This window comes from Paenibacillus periandrae (assembly GCF_022458865.1).
GTDB lineage: Bacteria > Bacillota > Bacilli > Paenibacillales > NBRC-103111 > Paenibacillus_S > Paenibacillus_S periandrae.
In genome coordinates, this window is sequence record NZ_JAJNMU010000001.1 from 542,946 (window position 1) to 569,750 (window position 26,805).

The window sequence follows — 26,805 nt, forward strand, 5'->3', positions numbered from 1 at the left end:
CCTAATATTATTTCACTTGCTTGGAATCGTGCCAGAATAGAAAACGGTTTTCCAAAAAGCTAATAAGTGCGTAGAAAATAATCCCAACTACAATCGTGTATATAATACTGGCAAACAGCATAGGGGAATTATATGTTGTGCTGTTAAACACCAGCAAATAACCAAGCCCGCTCTCACCCGAAATCCATTCCGCAACGATTGCAGCAATAACCGCCTGGACCATGCCGACCTTCAAGCCTGCAAAAATTTGCGGCAAGGAATAAGGAAGCTCAACTTGAATGATTTTTTGCCACCAGTTTAATCCCGTTATTTGCATCAAGCATCTGAGATTATACGTGACACTTTTCAAGCCAAATATGGCACCCAGCATAACTGGAAAAAACACCATAGATACAATTAGCATCAGCTTGGAGGTGAAGCCCAGACCAAACCAAATGACAAACAAAGGAGCAAGGGCAATCTTCGGCGCCGTTTGAGCAAGAAGAATGTATGGCATCAATGCTTCTTCAAGAAATTTATAACGGCCAATCAAATAACCGACCAAATAACCAAATACAATACCTAATACAAAACCCGCCAGCACCTCACCGGAGGTGACGAAAAAATGGTGCAGCAAATCCTGAGCGGAAAACATTTCGATAAGTGCTTTTCCTACATCCGAAGGAAGCGGCACTATAAACGCAGGTACATCAAAAGCGATGACATACACATACCAGATGACTACTAGAATAAGGATGGCAACGAAATACTCTCCAGCTTGCCTTAATCTCAGCATTAGCCCAGCACTTCCCTTAGCTTTTTAACGTAGTTCACGAACTCGATCGTTTCCTTCACTTCTACGGTCCGCGGATGTGGTAATTGAATATCAATAATTTCATCAATTTTCCCTGGGCGTGGTGACATCACAATGACACGATCCGATAGAAATGCAGCTTCGGAAATACTGTGAGTCACGAACAGGATAGTCTTTTGGGTTTCGGTCCAAATTCGGAGCAATTCAAGACCCATCTTGTCGCGGGTCAGAGCATCCAATGCACCAAACGGTTCATCCATGAGCAGAACATCCGGATTATACGATAATGCTCTGACTATCGCTACCCGCTGCCTCATCCCGCCGGACAACTCACGGGGATATGCCTTTTCAAACCCTTTCAAGCCTGCAAGCTCCAATAGCTTGTCCAAATTTTCCAGATTGGCCGAAGTTTCCATCTTTTTGACTTCAAGCGGAAATTTGGCATTCTGGTATACAGTTTTCCAAGGGAGCAAGGTAGCATCCTGAAATACAAAACCGATATTATCTGCCGAGTTCTCCCATGTAATTTTACCCGTCGATGGCGTATCCAAATTCGCGAGTATACGCAATAATGTGGATTTTCCACACCCGGATGGACCAATAATGGAAATAAACTCACTTTTTTTTACATCCAGATTAATATGTGTTAACGCCTGTACCTCTCGCCCATCGCTTGCCTTGTAGATTTTGTTAACATCCTCGATGTGAATTGCAGTAGTAGACACGTATAACACCCCTTAAACTTCGCAATTTTACGGACACCATTTTATAAATAGCTGTTCCTTTTGTATACATTTATTTTACATTTTATAAATGTAAAGAAATATATCCAAACCGACAAATTAAAGCCATCATTTTTGTCCGCTCAGACAATGTACATATTTACCATTCTTGATCCGGCTGAGCCTTTGTGGACTGCAATATCAAACAGAAACGGAATAGAAATATTTGTAATTAGTTCATCTAGCAAGTTTTTCCTTGCTCTTATTCATGCCCACTGTTCTTTCTGACTATGCAGTTTTCCCCTTAGATATCGGAAAGAAAGCTTTGCCCATGCGCCGGGGGCTTCGAGCTGAAATTATCGGCAATCGTCGCTCCAACGTCAGCAAAGGTCGGACGAATTCCCAGATTTAAGCCTTGATCGAGATTTCGATGTGAAACGAGCAGCGGCACATATTCCCTGGTGTGGTCAGTGCCCAGATGTGTCGGATCATTGCCATGGTCAGCCGTAATGATGAGCAGATCATCGGGCCTTAAAGCTCCGGTGATTTCCGGTAAGCGCGCATCGAATTCCCGCAATGCGGACGCATACCCTGCCGGGTCCCGACGATGGCCATAAATAGCATCAAAATCAACCAGATTCAAAAAGCAGAGACCTGTAAAATCATGCTTCATAACGCTCAGCAGCCGGTCCACGCCATCCCTGTTGGATTTGGTTTTCAAGCTTTCCGTAACGCCCGCACCTGCAAATATATCAGAAATTTTACCGATCCCTATGCTAGCAAGCCCTTGCTCAACCAAGCAGTCCATAACCGTAGCCGTAGGAGGAGTCACAGCGTAATCCCGTCGATTCGGCGTTCTTACGAACAGGTCAGGTCCTCCAGTAAATGGACGAGCGATAACCCTGCCCACGACGATACCGTTCTCATTTAAGGTCATTTCCCTAGCCTTCTGGCAAATTGCGTATAATTCCTCAAGAGGAACAATATCTTCATGTGCCGCAATTTGCAGTACACTATCAGCTGAGGTGTATACAATCAGATGTCCACTCTGCATATGCTGAGCACCCAGCTCAACAAGAATATCGGTGCCCGAAGCAACCTTATTGCCGATAATACGGCGGCCTGCTGCCGTCTCCAGAGCCTGAATGAACGCTTCAGGAAAGCCTTCAGGGAAAGTTTGAAACGGCACCTTATTCCATACACCCATAATCTCCCAATGACCTGTCAGTGTGTCTTTGCCCGCTGAAATCTCGGCCATTTTCCCATAATGAGCCTTGGCATTTGCTACAGCCTGCAGCCCTTGAATGGCTTCTATACAGCCAAGACCCATTTGCTCCAACTGCGGCAGCCGCAGTTGTCCTGTCGTCTCGGCAATATGTCCCAACGTATGAGAACCTGAATCTCCATATTGTGATGCATCCGGAAGCGCACCGATGCCCACACTATCAAGAATAATCAGAAAAACCCTAGGAAATCGAATCGTCATCTGGTTATCCCCATTTCGTCATATACGACCTTACCATTGACCATCGTTAGAACGGCTTTCCCTTTAAGTTTCATACCGATAAACGGACTGTTTCGGGATTTGGATTGAAAGGCCTCTGCATCGACCGTCCATTCTTTCTGCGGATCAAGTAATGTAATATCAGCATCACAGCCCTCAGCCAGCCTTCCGGAAGAAAGACCCATAATTCGCGAAGGGATAATCGTCAGCTTGGCAATCGCCTCTGTCCAAGTCAGCTTCCCTGGATGAACCAGGTAGGTGAAGGTTAAACCCACAGCAGTTTCCAGCCCCACCATCCCAAACGGTGCTTTTGCTAATGGGCTCCCTTTCTCGTCAAGCGTGTGCGGAGCATGATCGGTTGCAATGGCATCCAGGGTTCCGTCAACCAAACCCGCAATGACGGCTTCCACGTCCTCACGGGTGCGAAGCGGTGGATTCACCTTGGCCATGGTCCCGCTTACCAATGCCTGTTCATCCGTTAAGGAAAAATGATGCGGCGCACCTTCACCCGTCACCCTCACCCCTCTAGCCTTCGCTTCGCGTATGAGCTGAACGCCTCTGGATGTGGACACATGCTGAATGTGAAGCCTTGCACCAGTATCTTCTGCGAACAGGATATCACGGGCAATAATCAATTCTTCACCAAGCCGATGGATTCCCGGATCTCCAAGTTGCTCACTTACCTTACCCTGATTAAGGGAACCGCTGTGAACCAGCTGATGATCCTCACAATGTGAGCTGATCGGCACATCCAATTCTGCAGCTTTGCGGAAAGCCTCATGCACGAGTCGTGGGTCCATAACAGATTTGCCATCGTCGGTAAACGTAACAGCTCCTGCCCGATAAAGGGCTTCCATTTCTGTTAGCACCTTGCCTTCAATCCCATAAGTCAGAGCTGCCGAGGAATAAACCTTGACACTAGCTTGCTCCTGTCCGGTGCGAAGCACATATTCAAGGGTCTGTACCGTATCAATACTTGGCTTCGTATTCGGCATGCAGACCACTGAGGTAAATCCCCCTGCAGCAGCAGAAGCGGCACCTGATGAAATCGTTTCCTTTTGTGGGAAGCCGGGATCACGAAAATGAACATGAATATCGACAAGACCTGGAACCACTAGTAAATCCTTCGCGTCAATCACATGATCTATAGCTTCAACTTGCTTATTTCCAATAGCAACCACCTTGCCATCTTCGATGACGACGTCAGCGATTTCGTTAAAATCGTTTTCCGGATTGATAACCGTTCCATTTTTTATAAGTATCTTCATGTCCTGTCAATCCTTTCAATTCAAGTAATAGAAAGAGATAGTAGAAATCGTACCAAGAAAATCGCGGTGCGAATATGTGGAATTGGACAAAAAAATAAACCGAGTGTCGTCGGTTTAGCCAAATCCTAAATATTGCCGGACTGTAAAAGCTGATCTATTTTAAGCCCCATATGCAGCAGCAGCCGTTTCTCCGCATCATGAACGTTACAGCCTGTAAGCTGCTCTATTTTTTGCAGCCGGTATTTCATCGTATTCACGTGAACGAACAGCTTCTCTGCCGATTCCGACAAAGAGCAATTGCTCGCAAAGTACTCCCTCAGCGTATCTGCAAGGGTGGCATTGTTACTCCAGTCGTATTCTACCAGCTTGCCGATGGTTTCCGAATACAGCTCCTCCATCTCTTTCCAATCATTTACCTGGCCCAATACGCGATAAATACCCAGATCCTCATAATGGACACAGCCTGTGGCTCCGCTGATCGGTTTTCCCAATTGAATCGCTTTAACTGCCTCCTTATACCCTTCGTGAATGCCTTCCAGTCCATGATAAAACCGCCCGATACCGATGGTAAACTGCAATTCCTCAAATTCTTGCGAAAGCTGCCGGTACGCGGATTCAGCCAAATCCATGGTGGAGCTTTTGTGGGGCCCCTGCTGCTGGGCATACACTGTTGCACTTGTCCCATCGCAGTGATAGAGCACAATGATATGCTCCTTACGTATCGTAAGTATGGCATTAAATCGGAAAATATCGTTCACTTTGCGCAGCAGCTTTCGTTTACGCTCCTGAAACCACAGTGCCTCATTCTCGATCAGTGTCGTATGTGAAGAAGAGCTGGTAAAAGCGATAGCAAACACCTGATAATCCTTCGCTAAATCCCAGTTGAACATTCTCCCCTTATTAATAACCTCGGCTTTATCCTTAATATTCCCCAAAAGCACTTCCGTTAACAGGTCATCCTTAAAATTTTGTTCTACATCAGCCTTCGTAATCACCTTCAAAAACTCAAGAGCCATCAGCAGTATCGTTCGATCCAGTATAAGAAAATCCCGCTCAACAAATTCTCGTTTGGTTTGCCAGCACGTTACATCTCCATACAGTTCATCGTTTAACAGCAATGGTGTGACTATGCAGGGGGTATTGAGATGATTAAGCATTCGCTCCATCCTGATTGAGCGTTTCGCTATTTTCAACTCGTTTTTTTGTGACCGTGTGAGGGGAGCGACATGACTGCCCGACGAAATACCTTCGAGGTTAGGCATCTCCGAACCCACGGTAATGATGTTTTCCGTCATTTGCTGGACAGCTTCCACCAAGGCCGGTATGCCCTTGCCTCCCATAGCCAGCTCCGTGATCCACTGGAACGACTTTTCCAGCTGCTCCTTCCCCAGATCCGGCTCATTTAAGCTCCGTTCCATCAGTGGGGTCATGATATCCAGATAGGAAACCTCGTCATCAATTTCAATAATTGGAAAATCAAGCCGGTTCCCCGCCTCAATGATCGCAGCAGGGATTTGTTTCACGTACCGCTCGGTTTTTATCGCCAAGGCCGAGCTCCCCACAGCATGCAATTGTTGAACCAGCTGTCCAATCGCTTCCTCATCGTCCTTGATCGGATACAGACTCGTCAACAATAGGTCATTTCCCTTCAGCCAACGGATCACATCCGGCACTTCCATAACAGTGATATAATCAATCGTCTTATGCAGCCCCTTTTCCCCGGCTACCACCTTACACTTGACCAAACCGCCGATCTGCATCGCATCCTTTACGCTGACTCCCATCCAACTCCCACTCCCCCTCTTTGAAAAGGACATTATACTACATTTGCGAATCCTTCGTCAGTTATCCAGAAAAATTATAGGATTGTATATTTATTCGTTTTAATGTATATTTAATCACAATTATAAAACTTTAATTTAATATCCCACCTTTTTTATATAATTATTTTAGGAGTGAAGCAGGATGAAAGCCAGATTGTTGTTAGAGGATGGAACCCTTTTTGAGGGTCAGGCATTTGGCAGTGAGAGAGAATCCGCAGGAGAGGTCGTCTTCCAAACCGGTATGACAGGTTACCAGGAGGTACTTTCTGATCCTTCTTATTGCGGACAGCTCGTTACGATGACGTATCCGTTGATCGGAAATTATGGTATCAACCGGGACGATTTTGAAGCTATCCGCCCGTGGATTCACGGTTTTATTGTTAGAAAGCACGAGCTAGCACCAAGCAATTGGAGATCGTCCATGAGCCTTGATGCCTTGCTGAAGCAGTATGAAATTCCAGGGATCAGCGGTATTGATACACGGATGCTGACACGTATTCTGCGACAGCACGGTACGATGAAGGGGCTGCTGACGACCAGCAGCCAATCGCTAGCCTCACTGCAGGAGCAGCTGCATGCCACATCTCCCCTGAGTAATCCCGCAGCGCTTGTCTCCACCCCGCAGCCATACCGGAGCCCCGGAGCCAAAGAGCGTATTGTGGTTGTGGATTTCGGCTGTAAATCAGGAATTATCCGAGAGCTAATCACCCGGGGGTGCGATGTTACCGTCGTTCCTCATGATACGACAGCCGAGCAAATTCGCCGCTTTAACCCGGATGGCATTCTGCTCTCCAATGGTCCAGGCGATCCGAAGGATGTCGCTTATGTGTTACCCGTGATCCGGGAGCTTCTCGGCGAGATTCCGATGTTCGGTATTTGTCTGGGGCATCAGCTGTTTGCACTGGCCTGTGGTGCGGATTGCAGCAAGCTGACCTTCGGGCACCGCGGCTCCAACCATCCGGTAAAGCACTTGGAAACCGGCCGCTGTCTCATCACCTCACAAAATCACAGCTATGCGGTGGTGGATGCTTCCGTTGCTGCCACCGATCTGACGATTACTCATATCAATAATAACGATGGCACGGTAGAAGGACTCCGACACAACCATTATCCTGCATTTTCAGTACAGTTCCACCCCGAAGCGTCTCCGGGACCTTACGACAGCAATGCGCTGTTCGATCAATTTTTGGACGTTATCCGTCGTTTTCAGCCAACTCGTGCTTTAAATAATTCTCAAGACAAAGGAGTAGAACGGTTGTATGCCGAAAAATAAAGCTTATCAAAAGGTTCTCATCATCGGATCAGGCCCCATCGTGATTGGGCAGGCAGCCGAGTTTGACTATGCGGGTACACAAGCTTGCCAAGCGCTTAAGGAGGAAGGCGTAGAGGTAGTGCTTATTAACAGCAATCCGGCTACGATTATGACCGATCATACGTTTGCCGACAAGGTTTATCTGGAGCCGATAACACTGGAATTCGTCAAACAGATCATTATGCAGGAGCGTCCTAACGGGATACTTGCCACACTTGGCGGGCAAACGGGGCTCAACATGGCGCTTGAGCTTGCTCAAGACGGCATTCTGGAGCGTGAACAGGTGAGGCTTCTTGGTACGCAGCTGGATGCCATCCGCAAGGCGGAGGACCGTGAGCTGTTCCGCGAGCTGATGAAGGAGCTTCAGCAGCCAGTGCCACAGAGCGTCATCGTTACCGAGCCCGACGAGGCTATACGGTTTGCCGAGCAAATCGGGTATCCGGTCATCGTTCGCCCCGCTTATACGCTGGGCGGAAGCGGTGGTGGTATCGCCCATCAGGCCGATGAGCTGATGGATATCGTCCGCTCTGGTCTGTATTGCAGTCCCATCGGTCAATGTCTGGTGGAAAAAAGTATCGCCGGTATGAAGGAAATCGAATATGAGGTTATGCGGGATGCCCACGATAACTGCATTGTCATCTGCAATATGGAAAATTTCGATCCTGTTGGCGTACATACAGGGGATAGTATTGTCGTTGCTCCAAGCCAGACTTTATCCGATCGCGAATATCAAATGCTGCGCACGGCCTCCATACAAATCGTTAGCTCGCTTGGTATAGAGGGAGCATGCAACGTCCAGTTCGCGCTGGACCCAGACAGCTACCAGCATTACGTCATCGAAGTGAATCCGAGGGTCAGCCGTTCGTCGGCTCTGGCTTCCAAGGCCACAGGCTATCCGATAGCCAAAATTGCTGCCAAAATAGCAATGGGCTTTACCCTCGATGAGATCGTTAACCCGGTAACAGGCCAAACCTATGCCTTCTTCGAGCCTGCGCTCGATTATATTGTGACGAAAATTCCACGTTGGCCGTTTGATCAATTTCCTTCAGCCAATCGTACGCTGGGCACACAAATGAAGGCCACAGGGGAAGTCATGGCGATTGGCCGAACCTTTGGCGAGTCCCTGCAGAAAGCTGTTCGTTCCCTTGAAATCGGGGCTGTAGGACTCTATCTTCCCGACGTGGCACAGCTCCAGCAAGACGATTTGCATAAACGGCTGCAAAAAGCGGACGATGAGCGGCTATTTCTGGTTGCCGAATCATTTCGTCGCGGATATTCCGTATCCGACGTTCATCGTCTGACACAGATCGATCCCTGGTTCTTGCACAATATCGAGCAGTTGGTTCGATTCGAATATGAGTTTCAACAAGAGGAGCTAACGGAGTCACTGCTTCTGGAAGCCAAGCAGCATGGCTTCAGCGATCAGGCTATTGCTGGCATTCGTCGCTCAGCGAATCCCTCCTATTCCTTGACAACCGCATTGGCGATTGAACAATATCGTTATGCTCTTGGCATGGTTCCGGTATACAAGATGGTGGACACCTGCTCGGCGGAGTTTGAAGCAACTTCATCTTATTATTATTCAACCTATGAAATGGAAAATGAAACCCCGACACCAACGAAGCCGAGGATTGTGGTATTGGGCTCTGGTCCCATACGTATCGGACAAGGAATCGAATTTGATTACTCCACCGTTCATGCTGTTAAAGCCATACAGGAAATGGGTTATGAAGCAGTTATCATTAATAATAATCCAGAGACGGTTTCGACCGATTTCGACATTTCCGACCGTTTGTATTTCGAGCCTCTTCATCTTGAGGACGTCCTGCATGTGATTAAACATGAGCAGCCTGAAGGGGTTATCGTGCAATTCGGTGGTCAGACAGCTATTGGCTTGGCTTCGGCTTTAGTGGAGCGGGGCATTCGTATTTATGGTACCAGCTTTGCCGGAATCGATACGGCCGAGGACCGCAAAAAATTCGAGGCGCTCCTTAGCAAGCTGCATATTGCCCAACCGCAAGGAGCCACAGCACGTTCGATTGTCGAGGCCGCGGATACCGCACAACGTATCGGCTATCCTGTATTGGTACGTCCTTCCTACGTTCTTGGGGGACGCGCCATGGAAATTGTTCATTCCGAGGCCGAGCTGATGATTTATATGGTACGTGCAGCTCAGGTCAGCCCTGAGCATCCCGTCTTAATCGACCGTTATATGCACGGAATCGAGGTCGAAATCGATGCCATTTATGATGGCCAAACCATCCTGATTCCTGGCATTATGGAACAAATCGAACGAACCGGTGTCCATTCCGGAGACTCTATTGCCGTATATCCACCACAAAGCTTATCGTCCGGTGTCCAAGCTCAAATTGTAGCCATCACCTTGCAATTGTCTGAACACCTCGGCATCGTAGGACTCGTTAATATTCAGTTTGTAGTCGAAAACGAGCTGGTATATGTTATCGAAGTCAATCCGCGTGCATCAAGAACCGTACCTTTTATGAGCAAAGTCACGAGTGTACCTATGGCTAATATGGCTGCAAAAGTATCGTTAGGTCAAAGCCTCTCCTCTTTCGGATTCCCGGAAGGCTTACTTAAGGAAACGGACGAAGTATCCGTCAAAGTCCCCGTGTTTTCTATGCATAAATTAAGCGGAGTGGAGATCGCACTCGGTCCGGTCATGAAATCTACCGGTGAGGTGATAGGCAGAGATCCCGTGTTTGCCAAAGCGATGCATAAGGGCATGCTTGCCGCAGGCATGAAGCTTCCAGCTCAAGGTACTGTTATTGTTTCTGTTGACGACAGGCATAAGCAGGAAGTGGTGGAGCCATTAAGGCTGCTTTTCCAATTGGGATACAAGATTATCGCTACACCCGGGACTGCGCTGGTGCTGCAAGCAGCCGGTATTCCAGCTGCAAGCCTTCCCATAGAGGAAATGGTCCATTCGCTGCGAAGCCTCAAAGCGGACCTGTTCATCAACACCGTAACGACAGGGAAAATGGCTGACAGCAGCGGCTTCCAATTGCGTCGTGAAGCCATAGAAAGCGGTGTTGTTTGCCTGACCTCAATGGATACCGTACGCACTTATACAAATACGCTTGAATCCATATACTTTACACCTTTCGCTCTGGATTCATTAGTATGACATTAACCTATTCTCCGTTAGACTAGGGTAGTAACAAGTCCCTGTACATGGCGGTACCTAGCATGATGGCTCCAAATAAACAGCGCCCTGATCCGACTGAAATATCGGGTTCAGGGCGCTATTTGGTATGCAAAAGTAGATTATGTTAAATCCTGCTCCCCACGCTCGGGTCTGTTGTTCAGCCAATCCGCCAAGGTGCATACCCGTTCAGGATACTTATGGCTTCTTGCAAGAAAACCGGCTCCATGCTGTGGCATGGGATCCTGATCTGTTGGCTGGTAACGCAGATCCACACTCCAGCGAACACTTTTCGACAAGTTTGGAGTGGACATGTGCAGACAGCGATCGTTAAACAATATCGCACTCCCTGCTTTTACGGGCAAGATTACGGTTGGTGCAGTTCCTAATTGCTTCTCGCTTAAAGTGGTGTAGCCAGTTCCTGTAGCACTCTCCCGATGCCATTTCAACACCCGCTTTTTATGCGTTCGCGGCTTGATATGCAGACAGCCATTTTCTTCGGTTGCATCAACCAATGAAATCCATACTGTTATTACAGGATTTGCATTCGCATCCGGCCAATACGATTTGTCCTGATGCCACGGCACTGCACCTGCCGCAACAAGAGGAACCTTGGGACGAACATTATAAACCGGATTAGAAAATATTTCACCGCCAATCAGCGATTCTACTGCATTCAATATTTTGGGATTGCTCATTAAGGTAAAGTAACCCAGTAATCGATCTCTCCAGCTGCGCCCGTATTTCAGAAATTCCTCTGCGGACAAGTCCTTGAACAAATCCGCCAGTCGATTCGGAAAAGGAGTATCCGCCAAAGTATCCGTAATTAAACCTGCGGCTAACAGCTCATCCGCTATCTGTGTCACCTTTTGTGACATCGCTTGCTTTACCGCTTGCAAATCTTCTTCTGTTAATAATTCGGGAACAACCAAATAACCTTCTTCGTTATAAAAATCCAATTGCTCTTTCGTTAAGCTGCCACTTACATACACATCCCTCACTCAAACACCTCCAGATAATAAAATTTGGATCGATCTGCAGGATTATTATAGCAATGGGCGGTTCATAAGTATTTTAATAAATCATCACTGATTTGTACAAAATTCCGGTGATTTGAGTTCAACCAAGTATGTTAAACTAAGGAGGTCAGCTCGTTCCAAAGGTCAGGAGATGAATCGGCTCCGTGAAAAACATTCAAGATATAGTTCCTTCCCTAAGAATTGCCCACCATTACAAGTTTTATGAAAGCTCCAATGAAGGAAATCGTTATGGGTATTGCTATGCTTTTCATCTATTTGATGGTGGACAAGGCACGGTGACAGTCGGCTCCAAACGTTATCCTGTACGTAGAGGATCTTTGTTCTATATTCCACCGACACACATACATGGTTTTCAGAGCAGTCATGAAGATCCTTTGTCCAGCTATAATATTTATTGCGAGCTTTGGACCAATCATCCCAAGGAGACAAAGCAGCATGTAGCCTACAGCACCGTACAAATCGACTCTCAATACCTCACTACCATAATGCCCTGTGATGAACTGGAGCACATTCCTTCGGTGGTACAAATCCAGCAGCACCCACGTCTTGTCGATTTGTTTATTCATATAACTCGTGTGTACAGTGAAAACAGCCTGTTTAAGCACGAAATTGCTTCAAGCCTGCTTTATGGATGGATTTTGGAATTTCATCAAATTTGCCGCTCAGCACAACCCTTTGACCCACGGATTCAACGCATTATCGAAAAGATGGAAAGCCATTCCTGGAACGAGGACAATAAGATGGATTGGCAAATCCAAAGCGGGCTGCAGAAGACCCATTTTTATAATTTATTTAAACAGATGACGGGACTGTCACCTAAAGCCTATCTTTTGAAAATAAAAATGCGCAGAGCTGCAGCCACCTTGCTTGAAAGCAACCGATCCATAACCGATATTTCAATGTATCTGGGCTATGCTTCCATTCATTATTTCACCAAGCAATTTACAGCCTATTTCGGCGTTTCACCGACTCAATTTCGGAACAGACATTAACGTAAGCATTCAGATCAGCACATATACCTGATCACCCTCTGTTTCCACCTCATATCCCCGCAGTCGAACGTTAGGATCTGCCAAATGCTGACCATTGGTCAGATCGAACTCCCAGCCATGCCAGGGACAGCGAATAATTTCCTGCTCCCTGCCATATTGATACTCATAAACCATTGAGGGCAATCGGGTTCCGCATACAACCCCTACACATACCGGAGCCGCAGCGTGCGGGCACACATTACGCCATGCATACAGGCTGCCTTTAACGAGAAAGATCCCGATCTCCATGCCTTTAACCATTGCTATGACCCGCCCTTTTTCCTGTAACTCCATCAGCGACGCAGCCTCATAACGTACTTTGACTTTATTCATTATGGTGTTCCTCCTTCGAATTTATAGAATCAACGGACCTTACCCGCTTAAGCCTTGTTGTAAGGCTCTGAGGAAGCTACGTTCGAAGGAGCCTCAGTCGATTGTGCGATGTTTGCAGCTGGTTTGTCATACAGTCCATACAGATTCATAGCATTTTCGACCAGAATCTTACGTCGTAAATCTTTGCGAATCGGCGCAAGCACCATCTGTGGATTATCAAAATCCCAATGCGGATAATCGGATGAGAACATGACCATATGGTCGCCGCCAATCATATCAAAAATCTGGTTAAGATGATCAGGGCTTGAGGGCTCTTCAATCGGCTGAGTCGTTAGCAAAATGTGTTCTCGAATATACTCTGACGGCATACGCTTCAACCAAGGAACTAAATCCCGCAGCGCCTTGTAATTCTTGTCCATCCGCCACATCAGATGCGGCAGCCATGCAATTCCGCCTTCAATGGCAACAAACTTCAGCTTTGGAAACTTTTCGAATACCCCTTCACAGACCAGGCTGTTCACATGAGCCATATAGTTCGTCGGTAAAATATTGTGCCATTCCAGATAGGATGTCGGGTAACCGGATGGTGTCGGCGCCCCCGATATGCCCCTGCCTTCCGTTCCCGGATGAACAGCCACCGGCAGTCCGTTGCGTTCCGCCGCCTCGTAGATCGGATGATAAAACCGCTGACCATACAGCATTCTCGAACCGCTGCACATAATCACCTGTACCATATCCGGGTGCTTGGCCATTCGATCGATTTCATGGGCTGCTGCCTGCGGGTCCGAATGATTGATAAGTATAGACCCTTTAAATACCGGGCTGGCCTTCAGCCAGGTTTCAACGAGCCAATCGTTGTAAGCACTGGCGACGACATTACCATAATCGGGGTTCGGATTCAAAGAAATGCCGAGCACCCCGGACCCTGTCAAAATCCCGTAGTCAATTCCGTATTTTTCAAAATGATGCTTCAGCATGAAGGCAGGGTCGCTGCCTGGGGTTCCTCCGCCTTCAGGAACGGAATCCTTACGCATCACACCTATCGGTGAATACCAGCCTCCACCGTAGCCTGGACCGCTTGCCAGCCAGTTCTCGTGCCATACTCTCGGCAAAAATGGAAGCAGATCCTTGGGCTTGGCAATCGCATTATGAACATCAGCATCAATGATATTAGGTTTATTGTTCATCTTATTCGCTCCTTTAACCGTGGAATCTAATTGCTTATAGGTTCTACTATAAAGACACATCAGAGGTACGTACATAAACAAATGTTTCGGAAAATCTGGAGAAAAGTATGCAACAAGTGAGGTGAACGGTAGGAGCTGCGCGGTCGAAGTATTCTTACGATCGCTGTTGTTTGCGGATTTTCCTCATTTGATCAGTTATTTATCGGTGAAAATCCGCAAACAAAGGCGAGCGCTCCGCTTCTCCAGAACACCACGACCGCTTCGCTCATCGTTCACCTCACTTGGCAGGAGGTAGAGGGCAAGAGCAAGAGCAAAGAGGAAACCTAAGGGCAAGAGCAGACATATTCTCAAAAAAAATTTGGAAATACACTTAAAATTTGTATGCTGCCTGCCGATATAGAAAAAGTACTTGAAAGATTGCGGATACCGCAACAAAATGAAATCGAGGTGGATAGGAAATGGAATGGTTTTTAAAAGCGTTTAAGAATTACGCTGGGTTTCAAGGGAGAGCAAGACGCAAGGAATACTGGATGTTTGTTCTGTTCAGTACCATTTTTTCTATTGTAGCGGCCATATTGGATTCAATCGTAAATCTGAATTCCGTATTAGCAGGACTGTATTCATTAGCTATTTTGTTACCGTCCCTAGCTGTTGGAGCTCGTCGACTACACGATACGGGAAGAAGCGGATGGTGGCTCTTAATTAGTTTGATTCCGCTGATTGGAAGCATCATCCTCATCGTATTTTTGTGTCAGGATAGCGAAGAGTATGATAATAAATATGGTGCGAATCCTAAAATGTAGTTATAAGAGGTTGTTCAAAAAGTCACCTTTTGATCACGCGGTTACAAAGGAAGCGTATTCGGCATCGAATCTTGCAAGCAGGCTCGAAGTCCGGTGCTCATTTAGGTTTGCCTAAACTCCGCTCCTCCTTCTTCACCTGCTTGCAACCTTCTCGGTGCTGAAATGTCGACTTTTTGAACACGCACTATAAGATTGATCAGGAACCTCTCTCATGTATGTGATAGAGGTTTCTTCTTGGCTGCTGCAGTTAAGAGTTACGATAGTCGCGAGGAGACATACCGGTTTCTTTGACAAACAAACGTGAGAAATAAAAGGAATCGGGAAATCCGCTCTCTTCAGCGATTTTTTTGATCGGGAGCATTGAACTTTTAAGCAGATGCTTGGCGGAATCCATACGTATTTGCGTTAAATATTGGATAGGACTAATGCCTGTATGCTTCTTAAAGGAAACGGAAAAATAACCATGTGATAAGGACACGTGCTCGGCCAGCTTATCTCTCGTTAACGGCTCCTGATAGGCAGATTTCATATATTGAATGGCCTTCTGAATCGCTGCCAAGGTCGAGGAATCCTCCTGCTGCATCGAGGATAGTTGATTCATAAGCTGGAGTGTATTCAGGAATTCAAGCTTGACCAGCCATACGTAGCCGCTGTTCTTGTCCTCCCACAGTTGAAAGGCTTTACGGAATGCGGCTGTGAGAGCAGGCTGCTCCTGAACATATTGAACGATTGGAAAAGGCAGCTCTTCAATCCCTTCCGTGATTTTCATGATGATACCCTCCCAGCTGGTCAGACAATATTGAAAATGAAAGGAAAAGAAGCCTACCGGAGTATCCGGTTGAGTCGTAATCTGCATATGTCGGTTCGGGCGAATTTGAAACAGACTGCCAGGTACGAGCAAATGCCTTTCCCCATCAAGCTCAAGCAGGCCTTTACCCGCATATACGTAACAGAGCACATGAAGTCTGGTCTTCTCACGCAATAACACATAATTAAAACGTTCCCAGAACTCAACATCCCGCTCCACCACATCGACCATTCGCGGCGTAAAGCCTGTCAAAAACTCATAATCCATACGCTTCAGCCCAGTCATTAGAAAATAACATCATCCCTGATCACCACCACATCGGCAACCAGGGACAAACAGCTTATTATTTATTTTTATTTTTGTAAGCTTCGTTGGTTTCTTGAATAATTTTCACGAACTGCGGATCGGTTTTCAGCTTAGCCACATAATCATCCCAAGCAGACATAGGCTCTTTACCGAGAATGACTTTGATTTTCATATCCTGAATCTTTTTGTACAGATCGGGTCCTAAGGTCAGCGCCGTTTGCGAGATTAACCCCGTACTGATGTCCGGCTTGCTGAAGCTCGAACGATCATCGACGATTTTTTTGTTGCGCTCATAGAATTCTTTGGGAATACCGTTGTAATAGGCCCGTTGGTATTTATCGTAACGCTGAAAAATTTGCAGCAGGTTATTCGTCACATCCGGAATATTGTCAATCTTGGCTTGCTCTGTCGCAACCTTGAAGCCGTCTTTGATCGTATAATGCTTATCGGCCAGGCCAAATTGAGTCATCGTTGAAATTTCCTCACTATTGCCTTGATCCACAAAAGTCAAAATTTTCTTCAGCTTCGCTTCCGGCACCGTTTTGGGAATGACGAACATCCCGAATACACCGGAATCCTTGCCGGCGAACTTGCCTTCCGGTCCTATCACATATGTTAACGGATAGGAGTCGGCTTGCGGATCGATTTTACGTAGCGCATCCGTATACAACCATTGAGGATTAAGTGCAGAGCCAAATATTCCCGCCTTGTTCGCCATGTACTGCTCTCTGGCTTGTGTTGATTTCATAACGGCAAAATCGGGAACAAGCACCTTTTCATCATAAGCTTTTTTCAACCATTCCAAGGCCTGCTTCTGTCCCGGCTCATAAATAACAGGAACCAGCTGTCCATCTTTCAATTTCCATTTGCCTGAAGCCCCGACAAATACATTTTCAACCCAGCCATAAGCACCCATCCCATCGGCATCCACATTTCCGGTAAGTCCAAACGTATCCGCTTTTCCGTTGCCATCAGGATCTTTTTCAGTGAACGCCTTGGCTGCTGCATAAATATCGTCCATCGTTTCAGGAACCTTCAGCCCCAGCTTATCCAGCCAATCTTTACGGACATGAACACCCCAACCACCCTCAAGCGGACGAGGCCGGGGTACTCCAAAGTTTTTGCCGCCGATCTTCGCATTATCCCATATTTCCTTGGGCAGCGCGTTCAGGTTCGGATAATCCTTGATATAAGGAGTCAAATCCCAAAAAGCTCCCGAAGTCGCCATTTGGACCACCTGCGAATCGTAAACATTATCGACAAAGGTCAGGTCGGATAAGTCTCCAGATGCCAGTGCTACCTTTGTTTTTTCTTTGATCGAGTTAAATGGCACCCAGGTAATACTCAATTTCGTGTTTGTTTTTTTCTCGATTTCCTTGAGCAGCTCATTAGAGGAATCTACGGCTTGCGCCCCCTGCTGGTTGGCAAAGATCGATATTTCCGTAGGCTTCCCTGTATCCGCATTCGCCGCGCCTCCGGCTTTGGGTTCTCCGCCCGTACTTCCGGCACCACCTGAGCAAGCCGTGAGCAATGCAGGCAGAACGAGTGCCGCAGCACATGTAAATGCGATTTTTTGATGCATGTTTGAATGATAACGTTTCATCCTTGTAACCTCCCTGAGTATGTTATTAAGCTTACCCCAATATCAGCTTTTTCAGCTGCATTCATCAACCCACCACAGACAAACGGGCTATTCCAAACCTGCTCACCCCTTTATCGAGCCTACCATAACCCCTTTGGCAAAATGCTTTTGCAAAAACGGGTATACCAGTAAAATCGGCACGGTCGAGATGACGACAGCAGCCATTTTTAGCGTATCGGTTGGAATCGAAATTTCACTCGACATCTGATTTGCGATTTCTCCCGAGGACGAGCTGGAGGAATCAATCAGCAGCATTTGAAGTACAACCTGCAGAGGTCTTAAATCTGCCTTATTGATATACAAAATCGCCGAGAAGAAGGTATTCCAGTAAGCCACTGCATAAAACAAGCCAAAAGCAGCCAGAGAAGGAAGCGACAGCGGTAAAATGATCCGCAGGAAAATCCCGATATCAGAGGCACCATCAATTTTCCCTGCCTCTTCAAGCTCCTCTGGAATACTTTCAAAAAAGCCTTTCATTAATATCACATACCAGCCGCTCGTTAGCACAGGTACGATTAATGACCAAATACTGTTGATTAAACCCAATTCCCTAACCACCAGATACGGCGGGATAATGCCCGGATTAAACAGGGTCGTCATCAGAATCAGAATCAGCAGCACCCTTCTCCCCTGCAGCCGTCTTCTGGACAAGGTATAGGCACCCGCTGCGGTAACAATCAAGCTTAGCGCTGTTCCGACTGTCGCGAGAAAGGTGCTCACCGCCGTTGCATTCACAAATACATTATTCGCCAGTAAATATTTGTACGAGGTTAAGGTCCATTCAGTTGGAAACAGCACCAGACCTTTGCGCAAGTATTCAACGGGTGAGGTGAAGGAAACGACAAATACATAATAAAAAGGAAAAAACATCGTTAAAGCAATAAGCAATAAAATGAATAAAACTGCCGAGCTGAACAACTTGTCCGAAATACTCCGATCTACCATCGGTTAACCTCCTTGTTAGGCTGATATCAAGCAGCTCACTGAGCTTGTTCCCAAGATCAGGTACCGCATCTTTTTGCTCCCCTTGGTACCCTGCTTAGTAAATGCCCTCTTCTCCGAATTTTTTGGCTAAACGGTTCGTGAACACAACCAGAATGACACCTACGATCGATTTGAACAAACCGACGGCAGTGCTGTAGCTGAACTGAGCCTGCTGAATCCCGCTGCGGTACACATACGTATCGAATACATCCGCCACATCGGCCACGGCTCCATTCATCATCAGATACACCTGCTCGAAGCCCACATCCATCATATGGCCAATCCGCAGAATGAGTAAAATAATGATCACATTACGAATCGCCGGTAGGGTCACATGCCAGATTTGCCGCAAGCGTCCGGCACCATCAATTTTGGCAGCCTCATACTGTCCCGGATCAATCGAAGCAATCGCAGCGAGGAAAATGACCGTTCCCCACCCAGCTTCCTTCCACATCGACTGAAACGTGAGCAGCAGCCAGAAGAAGCTGGAGTCCGTCAAGAAATCATGCTTTTGAAAGCCAAGTGCAAACATCATCTTGTTAATGACACCATCTGACGTGGACAGCATCAGAAAAGTAATCCCTGCAATCACAACCCACGATAAAAAATGCGGTAAATAAATCACCGATTGTATCGTTCTCTTGATCCATTCTCTACGGACCTCGTTAAGCATCACAGAGATCAGGATCGGCAGCGGAAAAAACAAGACCAAGTTCAGCACATTGATCGCCAGTGTATTGCGAAGCAAGATCGCAAAGTCCGTATTGGAGAAAAACCGTTCGAAATGCTCCAACCCTACCCATGGGCTGTTCATAAACCCTACATAAGGCGTGTAGTTTTTAAAAGCAATGAGTATTCCCCACATCGGTACATATTTGAAGATGAGGAAATACGCAAGCATGGGCAATGCAAGCACATACAAATACTTGTCCCTGATTATCCCTCGCCAGACTGCTCTTCGTTTGGTTGCTTTCTTGTTGTGCGTTGTCGTCTTCCATGCGGCAGCATTCATGGAATCCATCTTTGGGCCGCTCATCCCATTCACCATCCTCTTGTTGTTCTTGGACTCACTTTATAATGCCGCTTAATTTCCGGCAATTGCATATTCGTTCCCCATCCATTTCCTGTATATGTACTTTCATTCCACTCGATTTCCTGCCATTGGACTTTCATTCCAAGGGCCAAAAACGCTTGGCTTACAGCCCACCTATGTATTAAGATATAACGTATACTGGGGGGTGAGCGCATGTGGAAGCACAAACATTATAGAAATACGTTTCTCATCGCAGCCATCAGCGCCTGTTTACCCGCTGCCATAATCGGACTGTTTGTATATTTCATAGGGACTGCCAATATTGAAGCAGAAGCCAAACGAACCCATCAAAATCAGGTTTCGTTTGCGACTGAACGAATTGACAGTAATCTCGCGCATCTGGAAACCGTCATTGCCCAATGGTCATTTAATTTGAACCTCAGCAATACGTATGGCAATCTGGATGTCGAGCGTGACTTCTATAATATCCAGCAGGTGATCTATCGATCACTGACGTGGATCAAGGCATCAGATCCGCTGATCGATGAGGTCAGCCTGTATCTGGATAAGCAGGAAGTCCTGATCAAGGAAAATAAAGGCATTCAGAAGTTTACCTCCAAGGATTCCTTGCAGGACTATCGAGCATTGGTTTCCTACCAACGGGACATATATTGGACAGATACAATCACGCATAATCCCAATGCCGCTCCGTATATGCTGGTCGTCCGGCTTCCTGGTGGATTAGCCACTACAGAGGCTGCATTAATCATAGAAATTAACGCCAAGCAGTTAAACCGGCTGATCGGGGAGCTTGAACCCGGAGGCGAAGGCTCCACAATTCTGATGCAGCAGGATGGCAGAACCATATCCCTGGGCTTGAGCCCCATTAACCAGCCTACGGAGCTGGATTTATTAGTGGCAAGGGTCATCGGAGAAAATGAGCAGGGCTCCTACGTGGAAAACCTACAAGGTCAATCGTATTCGATTTCATATGCCACGATGAAACGGATCGGACATATATGGAAGGTCGCCACAGCTGCGCCGCTTGCACAGTTGACCCAGCCAGTCGAGCTGCTGTCCCGGTTAGTTATCTATTCAGGCTGCTTTGGACTGCTGTTGGCCCTGTTCCTCTCCTGGTTCGCCTCCAGGCAATCGTATCGTCCGATTCGCAAGCTTGCTCAGCTCTTTCGTTCTGGCAAGCAAAGCTCCGAAGGAACGGATGAGCTTGATTTTATAGCCAGCGAATGGAAGCATATCTCACGAGAAAGTCAGATGATGCAGGAGCGTCTGGACACCCAGCTGCCTACGCTTAAGGAAAGCTTTTTGCTCCAGCTTGTACAAGGTCATTTGTATTTTCTGAATGAAAAGGAAATCGTCGATCGCATGGAGCAGTACGGCTGGGATGTTCAGGATACCATCCATTCGGTAATGATGATTCAAATGCATGGCTTGTCTCATCACGAAGGTAAATTTTCGCCTGGTGACGAGCAGTTGGTGACATTTGCAGCATCCAATATTGTTGCGGAAGCTACGAATGGTCGAACGATGGCCTGCAGCGTCATTAACTTTCAGGATTTGACGGTCGGACTGCTCATCCGATTCACTAACGATATGTCGGAGGCAGATATCAAGGCCACCCTGTATCATCTTGCTGACGAGCTCGCTTCTATGCTGTACAATTTGCTCAAGGTGCATATTACCATTTGTGTAGGCAAAAGCACCCGCTCGCTCAGCAGTCTCGCGGATCTATTCGATGATACACGCAAAGCGCTGAAGTATAAGAAGCTAGATGAACAGCAGCAGATTTTGTATATGGATGAAATGATGCCGGAAGGGTCTCATGCCATTAATTACCCATTCGAAACTGAGAAGGAAGTTATACAAGCTCTTCGCATGGGTAGCGATACGGAGCTGTACCAGAGTCTGGATCATTTTCTGGCAGCTCTTCAGCAGCAGAGTGATAAGGAAATTCAGGTGCGTCAGGGTTTGCTTCAACTGTTTGGCAATATTCAAAACACGATCATGCTTTCCGGTTTCAACCCCTTGCATTTGGATGAAGGTGAGACCCTGTGGGAAAAGCTGTTTCATATGGACCCCAAGACCACGATCCAAACGATCAAGGACAAATTAATCGCACCTTATTTGCAGGAAATGCATCAAACGCAGGATATCCAGCTCAAACAGCTCGTCGAAAAGGTGCTTCATACGATTCACGAAACTTATATGAAGGATATCTCCCTGGAATATTGCGCAGATTTGCACGGCACATACCCCAAGAAGCTGAGTGTCGGCTTTAAGCAGGTTACAGGCACAACGTTTATTGATTATTTAACCCAATTCCGTATGGACAAAGCCAAACGGCTGTTAATAGAAACGGATGAGAAAATCAATGATATTGCCTCGCAGGTAGGCTATCAGGCCGCTTATTTTAATCGAACCTTCAAGAAGCATGAGGGTATCACACCGGGGCAGTACAGAGAGCAGCAGTCGAAATAAGCCTTGATCAGGGCGTGTACATGAAGAAAGACCTTCCATTTGCTCCAGAGCAGCATGGAAAGTCTGTTAGGGATCGTATGATAGTTTGAACCATTCAAAGTGATTATAACCGTTCCAGAAAGCTGACAGCCATCGACGCAATCCGTTCATAGCCTTGTTCGTTCGGATGCAGCCGATCCTTACTCAAATAAGACAGCGTATATCGATTGAAGCCACTTTCTGCATATAAATTCAGTACAGGAAGTGCATAACGGTTGCCGATCTCCTGAATGACCTCGACGTAATCGATAAGCCGATGACCGGACTGATTGATAGTATCGATGTCGAAGCCGTCTTTATCGCGCTGGAGAGGCGTCCATAAATTGAGCCTGCACGCCGGGTTCTTGTTCAATAAATCCTCGACCAATGTGAGATAAGCACCATAAAAGGTATGGATATTCCGATCATCCCTGTGCCCTATCGGCTTGTCCAGGCGATAATCATTGGTACCCGCGAAGATCGTAACGCAATCGTACATCGGCTCGATGCTGCGACCCACATGCACGGTGGCCCCATAATCCCGATCACCGCCAGCAGTGAGTGGACAACCGCTTTTCCCTTCATTACTGATTACGGAAAACCCTAGGGCAGCACCAACCAAGGGCTGATAGCCATTGGCTTCGGTAATGCTGTCACCCAAGGTGCACCAGCTTTTCCCTTGCCATTTGCGTTCAAATCGATTATCCATGTGTATTCCCTCCGAGAACAAGATAATTCAAAGACAAACAAAGCGGCAACCTCACACTCCAACAACAGTGCGAGAATTGCCGCGAATTTAATCTACCTTATTTCTTCGCTGTTGCGTACCAATCGTTTACTTCCTTGTAGCTCGCATCTCCACCGGAGGTTTTAAACTTTTGAATAAAATTGTCGATCCCCGTCATCGGTTCTGCACCATAAATCAGCTTGTTCGTATAATCGCCAACTAACGTATTCAGCTGTTGGAAATTTTTGGAGAACTCAGGCAAGTATGGAGCAAATCCCAGCGGATCCGCAACCCTTGTGTTGTCCGGCTGGATTTTATTCATATAATTCCATGCGTCGAACAAACGCGGGTCCTTGCGAACACGAGCCTGCCAATAGGTCGGATAGTTTTTATCGTCTGTACCCGTCAGGAAATTGTTAGCCTGATTCCGTTCATCGGTAAAGATTGGCAAAATAGGCGTATACGCACCGTCCTTGAATGTATAATGCTTATTCTCCTCACCGATCGCCATCGTTTTGAAGACGTCCTTTTCAAGCTTCGCATTCATCCATTTGATCGCATCCTCTGCATGCTTGGAGGATTTAGGAATATATGTGATACGGTCGAAACCTGCGGTAGCATTAAGTCCGATTTTTCCATCCTTACCTTTTATCGTAGGAATAAAAGCAGCTTTGGCCGCAGGTACACTTTTGGTTAAAGCATCCGCAATGGTCGGTACATCGGACCAATTCAACATAATCATGCCCGCTCTGCCGCTGGTGAATTTTTCCTTGGCAGTCGCATCCTTGTTCGCACCGAATTCTTTATCGAGCAAGCCTTGTTTGAACAGATCTGCCATAAACGTTACATATTCCTTGTAAGCAGGGTCCATGGCGCGAGGCGTCAGCTTGCCATTCACGTTGTTCCAGAAGCCAGGCATTCCGAATGCACCGACAATATTGTCAATAAAGGAAGCGTCCCCTCTTATCGTCAAAGGAATATTTTTATCACCGTTGCCGCCTGGATCCTTGTCTTTAAACGCTTTCAGGACTGCCACGAGCTCATCTAACGTAGTAGGCGCTTTCATTCCGACTTTATCTAACCAATCCTCACGAATGTATAAGCTGGATGCAGCGAAGGGAATCGTTCTGGTAGGAATCGCATACAGCTTGCCATCCACTTTAGCCGCTTCCAGGGCAGCCGGATCAATCGCTGCTTTAATGTTAGGTCCAAATTTGTCGATCAGGGGGCCTAAGTCCGTTAATGCTCCTTTTTTGGCGTAATCGGCATACAAAGCTTTGAAATCAGTACCGCCGGTAGTTGTAATCGCGTCGTAAGGCTCTCCAGAGGCAATCAGAATGTTCAGCTTGTCCTGTGGCTTATCCTGCGGCAGCATATCATATTGGACCTTATAGCCTGTAGCTTGCTCTAAATACTTGGCTACCGGATACGTATTGTAGTCATCCTTTTGCCAGATTTGAAGTGATTTCAACTCCGGCTTGGGACCTGGTGCTGCTGGCGATGAAGCTGCAGGGGCTGGATTTGGCGCGCTGCCACCGCTGGTGTTGGTTGGGCTGGAGCAGGCTGCAAGCGACGTCACGGACAAGGTGGCTGCAACTGTAAGCAGCATCGTTTTTCTGTTTATCAACATGTGTAAACCTCCCGATTCGATTATGTTTACTATATCATTAAACCCAAGATGCAAGCACCCCGAGCATTAACGCAAATTTATCCTTTGACAGAGCCGATCAGTACACCTTTGACAAAATGCTTTTGCAAATAAGGATACACGAGCAGCATCGGGATAATCGAAGCAATAACGGTTGCTGCACGCACACCTTCCGGAGATACGTTCATCATATCGTCAACGCTTTTGTTAACGGCGCTGGAGCTGTCCGCATCCATAACGATATCTCGCAAATATAATTGCAATGGCTTCAAGCCGGCGTCGTTGATATAAAGCATGGGATGGAAATAGTCGTTCCAGAAATACACAGCATAGAAGAGCGCGATGGTCGCAATAACAGGAACGCTTAACGGCATTATGATGCGGAATAAAATCGTAAAGTTGCGTGCACCATCCATTCTGGCTGACTCCTCCAGCGCTTCCGGTAACGATTCATAGTAGCTTTTGATGACAAGCATATTGAACACGCTAATCAAGGCGGGCAGCATAAGCGACCATAGACTGTTAATCAGGTGAAGCTGCTTCATCAACAGATAGTTCGGAATGATGCCGCCATTAAACAGCATGGTGAAAATGAACAGCAGCATAATAAAGGAAATGCCCGGCAGGTGCCTTTTGGATAAGGGGTAGGCTGTTATCGCTGTCAAAAGAATCGAAAGCACCGTACCCACCACTGTGATCAGCAGGGAAACCCCTATCGAATGAAGGAATTGTGCTGAAGATACCACATGCTTCATCGTGTCGAGCTGAAAGCCTACAGGGAAGATCCCGACTCTCCCGGATACCACGGCGGATTCCTCACTGATTGCTTTGGAAAGCACGTTAGCCAGCGGCAGTAAGGTAGCCAGACCCGAAAGCAGCAATACCAGATAAACGGAGATGTCGAGGGACCAATCGCCAATTGTTTTTTTATGCATAATTCTCGCCTCCTACCAGATGCTGCGTTTGATCAGTTTTTTGCTAAGCTCGTTGCCTGCGACAATCAGGATGAAGCCAACTAGCGAATTGAATATGCCAACCGCCGTGCTGAAGCTGTAATCCTGCTGCCCAAGCCCTTGACGGTATACGAAGGTTCCTATGACATCGCCGGATTGATAGACAACCGAATTGTACATGGTCAAAATTTGTTCGGTTCCCGCTTCCAGTAAATAACCCAGGCGCAGAATAAAAATCAGAATGATCGTTGGCACGATACCAGGCAGTGTAATATGCAGCATTTGTTTAATTCGCCCTGCTCCATCAATGGCAGCCGCTTCATACTGCTCCTGCTCGATACCTGCGATAGCGGCGATGAAGATGATCGCATTCCAGCCTGATTCTTTCCAGCCAGCTGTAAATACGACCACACTACGGAAGAAGCTATTGTCCAGAAAGAAGGATATCGGTGTGCCGCCAAAGGCTTGAATAACATTATTGACCAGTCCGCCGCTTGGTGAGAGGATGTTAATGAACAAGCCCGAAATAATAACCCAGGACAAGAAATGCGGCAGGAAGATGATTGTTTGTACGGTTTTTTTGAACCAGGCCTTGCGCACCTCATTCAGGAAAAGTGCAATCAGGATCGGGATCGGGAATAGCAGCACGATTTTGTACAGTGAAATCAATAACGTGTTGATGAATACCTGATAAAATTCTTCCGAGCGAACCAACTTTTCGAATTGGGCCAGTCCGACCCATTTACTGCCGGCAAACCCATCAAAAATGTTAAAGTCCTGAAAAGCGATAATAATGCCATACATGGGCGCATACTTAAACATCAATAGAAACAGCAAGCCAGGAACTAACAATATATAGAGGTCGAGATTGCCTCGAAACAATCTCCAGCGGCCGCTGCTTACTCTTCTCGCTTTGGTTTGAACGATTTGGGGGTCTGGTTCTACTAGGGTACGACTCATGTGGTAAGCTCACCTCCGTGTTGGTATATTTGTATTATATAGAGAGAGCTGATCAGTCTGTAGATGACAATATTTGTGTTTCTGGTACTATCTTAAGGTATTTATACAAAAAACCGCCCCTCTTTGAACTGCACCCCAATTGTTAGACATCATCTAACAGTTGGAGGTGCAGTTTTTTAATGGCTAAGTATACTTCAGACGAAAAATTATCAGCTGTTCAACGTTATTTAAGCAATTCTGAGAGTTATGCA

At 46.8% G+C, this 26,805-nt stretch carries 21 protein-coding genes; 5 read left to right on the forward strand and 16 right to left on the reverse strand.

What is annotated here, in order from left to right; genetic code table 11:
* Nucleotides 1-7: 7 nt before the first annotated feature.
* From LRL21_RS02470 to LRL21_RS02490, 5 genes are all read right to left on the reverse strand, one after another.
* Nucleotides 8-775, reverse strand: a complete 768-nt coding sequence (locus tag LRL21_RS02470) for an ABC transporter permease (protein WP_240414162.1) — start codon at nucleotides 773-775, stop codon at nucleotides 8-10.
* Entirely contained in the window at nucleotides 775-1,518 is a 744-nt protein-coding gene (locus LRL21_RS02475; protein WP_240414163.1) for an ABC transporter ATP-binding protein, read from the reverse strand. Before LRL21_RS02475 ends, LRL21_RS02470 begins: the two co-directional genes overlap by 1 nt.
* A gap of 301 nt (nucleotides 1,519-1,819) precedes the next feature.
* Nucleotides 1,820-3,001, reverse strand: coding sequence for a phosphopentomutase (locus LRL21_RS02480; RefSeq protein ID WP_240414164.1), 1,182 nt, complete (start codon nucleotides 2,999-3,001; stop codon nucleotides 1,820-1,822).
* Nucleotides 2,998-4,287, reverse strand: coding sequence for a dihydroorotase (locus tag LRL21_RS02485; RefSeq protein WP_240414165.1), 1,290 nt, complete (start codon nucleotides 4,285-4,287; stop codon nucleotides 2,998-3,000). The genes LRL21_RS02480 and LRL21_RS02485 overlap by 4 nt, the downstream gene beginning before the upstream one ends.
* A 125-nt stretch (nucleotides 4,288-4,412) precedes the next feature.
* Nucleotides 4,413-6,071: a PucR family transcriptional regulator gene (locus LRL21_RS02490; protein ID WP_240414166.1), complete on the reverse strand. Its 1,659-nt coding sequence runs from the start codon at nucleotides 6,069-6,071 to the stop codon at nucleotides 4,413-4,415.
* Between the two features lie 181 nt (nucleotides 6,072-6,252).
* Between LRL21_RS02490 and LRL21_RS02495 the strand changes: the two genes are divergently transcribed.
* Nucleotides 6,253-7,383, forward strand: a complete 1,131-nt coding sequence (locus tag LRL21_RS02495) for a carbamoyl phosphate synthase small subunit (protein ID WP_240414167.1) — start codon at nucleotides 6,253-6,255, stop codon at nucleotides 7,381-7,383.
* Nucleotides 7,370-10,567, forward strand: coding sequence for a carbamoyl-phosphate synthase large subunit (gene carB, locus LRL21_RS02500; protein ID WP_240414168.1), 3,198 nt, complete (start codon nucleotides 7,370-7,372; stop codon nucleotides 10,565-10,567). Before LRL21_RS02495 ends, carB begins: the two co-directional genes overlap by 14 nt.
* A gap of 140 nt (nucleotides 10,568-10,707) precedes the next feature.
* On the opposite strand, the gene LRL21_RS02505 is transcribed toward carB, so the two are convergent.
* Nucleotides 10,708-11,586 (reverse strand): phytanoyl-CoA dioxygenase family protein, encoded by an 879-nt coding sequence (locus tag LRL21_RS02505; protein WP_240414169.1) that lies wholly within the window; start codon nucleotides 11,584-11,586, stop codon nucleotides 10,708-10,710.
* Between the two features lie 182 nt (nucleotides 11,587-11,768).
* Between LRL21_RS02505 and LRL21_RS46150 the strand changes: the two genes are divergently transcribed.
* Nucleotides 11,769-12,617: an AraC family transcriptional regulator gene (locus tag LRL21_RS46150; RefSeq protein ID WP_240414170.1), complete on the forward strand. Its 849-nt coding sequence runs from the start codon at nucleotides 11,769-11,771 to the stop codon at nucleotides 12,615-12,617.
* Nucleotides 12,618-12,626: 9 nt separating this feature from the next.
* Here the strand turns inward: LRL21_RS46150 and LRL21_RS02515 are convergent, their stop codons facing one another.
* Complete coding sequence (locus tag LRL21_RS02515) at nucleotides 12,627-12,989, reverse strand: Rieske (2Fe-2S) protein (protein WP_240414171.1); 363 nt, start codon at nucleotides 12,987-12,989, stop codon at nucleotides 12,627-12,629.
* A gap of 47 nt (nucleotides 12,990-13,036) precedes the next feature.
* Nucleotides 13,037-14,176, reverse strand: a complete 1,140-nt coding sequence (locus tag LRL21_RS02520) for an amidohydrolase family protein (protein WP_240414172.1) — start codon at nucleotides 14,174-14,176, stop codon at nucleotides 13,037-13,039.
* 458 nt (nucleotides 14,177-14,634) lie between these two features.
* On the opposite strand from LRL21_RS02520, the gene LRL21_RS02525 reads away from it, so the two are divergent.
* On the forward strand, nucleotides 14,635-14,979 hold the full coding sequence (locus LRL21_RS02525) for a DUF805 domain-containing protein (RefSeq protein WP_240414173.1): 345 nt from the start codon (nucleotides 14,635-14,637) through the stop codon (nucleotides 14,977-14,979).
* A gap of 247 nt (nucleotides 14,980-15,226) precedes the next feature.
* Here LRL21_RS02525 and LRL21_RS02530 read toward each other — a convergent pair whose 3' ends face one another.
* From LRL21_RS02530 to LRL21_RS02545, 4 genes are all read right to left on the reverse strand, one after another.
* Nucleotides 15,227-16,072, reverse strand: coding sequence for a helix-turn-helix domain-containing protein (locus tag LRL21_RS02530; RefSeq protein WP_240414174.1), 846 nt, complete (start codon nucleotides 16,070-16,072; stop codon nucleotides 15,227-15,229).
* Between the two features lie 58 nt (nucleotides 16,073-16,130).
* A complete protein-coding gene (locus tag LRL21_RS02535) occupies nucleotides 16,131-17,696 on the reverse strand; it encodes an extracellular solute-binding protein (RefSeq protein WP_240414175.1) in 1,566 nt (521 codons plus the stop codon).
* Nucleotides 17,697-17,798: 102 nt separating this feature from the next.
* Entirely contained in the window at nucleotides 17,799-18,680 is an 882-nt protein-coding gene (locus tag LRL21_RS02540) for a carbohydrate ABC transporter permease (protein WP_240414176.1), read from the reverse strand.
* A 94-nt stretch (nucleotides 18,681-18,774) separates the two neighbouring features.
* A complete protein-coding gene (locus LRL21_RS02545; protein ID WP_420832416.1) occupies nucleotides 18,775-19,755 on the reverse strand; it encodes an ABC transporter permease in 981 nt (326 codons plus the stop codon).
* A 210-nt stretch (nucleotides 19,756-19,965) separates the two neighbouring features.
* On the opposite strand from LRL21_RS02545, the gene LRL21_RS02550 reads away from it, so the two are divergent.
* Complete coding sequence (locus tag LRL21_RS02550; protein ID WP_240414177.1) at nucleotides 19,966-22,248, forward strand: AraC family transcriptional regulator; 2,283 nt, start codon at nucleotides 19,966-19,968, stop codon at nucleotides 22,246-22,248.
* Between the two features lie 103 nt (nucleotides 22,249-22,351).
* Here the strand turns inward: LRL21_RS02550 and LRL21_RS02555 are convergent, their stop codons facing one another.
* The 4 genes from LRL21_RS02555 to LRL21_RS02570 form a co-directional block, all read right to left on the reverse strand.
* On the reverse strand, nucleotides 22,352-22,975 hold the full coding sequence (locus tag LRL21_RS02555; RefSeq protein ID WP_240414178.1) for an SGNH/GDSL hydrolase family protein: 624 nt from the start codon (nucleotides 22,973-22,975) through the stop codon (nucleotides 22,352-22,354).
* Between the two features lie 97 nt (nucleotides 22,976-23,072).
* Nucleotides 23,073-24,623, reverse strand: a complete 1,551-nt coding sequence (locus LRL21_RS02560) for an extracellular solute-binding protein (RefSeq protein WP_240414179.1) — start codon at nucleotides 24,621-24,623, stop codon at nucleotides 23,073-23,075.
* 77 nt (nucleotides 24,624-24,700) lie between these two features.
* A complete protein-coding gene (locus tag LRL21_RS02565) occupies nucleotides 24,701-25,576 on the reverse strand; it encodes a carbohydrate ABC transporter permease (protein WP_240414180.1) in 876 nt (291 codons plus the stop codon).
* Nucleotides 25,577-25,588: 12 nt separating this feature from the next.
* A complete protein-coding gene (locus tag LRL21_RS02570) occupies nucleotides 25,589-26,554 on the reverse strand; it encodes an ABC transporter permease (protein WP_240414181.1) in 966 nt (321 codons plus the stop codon).
* Between the last annotated feature and the right edge of the window lie 251 nt (nucleotides 26,555-26,805).